2 rRNA genes are annotated in these 421 nt (G+C 50.8%); both read left to right on the forward strand.

The annotated features are described in order from the left end of the window. Positions 1-127 (forward strand): 23S ribosomal RNA (locus AC1DHT_RS29395); the annotation flags it as partial. A gap of 160 nt (positions 128-287) precedes the next feature. Then, a 5S ribosomal RNA gene (rrf, locus tag AC1DHT_RS29400) occupies positions 288-403 on the forward strand. Positions 404-421: the final 18 nt, after the last annotated feature.

A 421-nucleotide genomic window follows, 5' to 3' on the forward strand; every position in this document is an offset into this window, starting at 1 on the left:
ATGAGATCTCACTGGGACCTTGAGTCCCCTGAAGGGCCGTCGAAGACTACGACGTTGATAGGTTGGGTGTGTAAGCGCTGTGAGGCGTTGAGCTAACCAATACTAATTGCCCGTGAGGCTTGACCATATAACACCCAAGCAATCTGCATACTTCGAGAGAAGAGCCAGATTGCGGTGTGTGAAGACGAAACGAACCGAAAGTTCGAGCTGCTCACAAACACCGAGATCTATCACATACCCAATTTGCTGAAGCGAGGCCMACWGGTCGCGAGTCAGTACCCGAATTTCTTGACGACCATAGAGCATTGGAACCACCTGATCCCATCCCGAACTCAGCAGTGAAACGATGCATCGCCGATGGTAGTGTGGGGTTTCCCCATGTGAGAGTAGGTCATCGTCAAGATTAAATTCCGAAACCCCA

The sequence above is a fragment of the Pseudomonas sp. 05N432 genome (genome assembly GCF_056396945.1).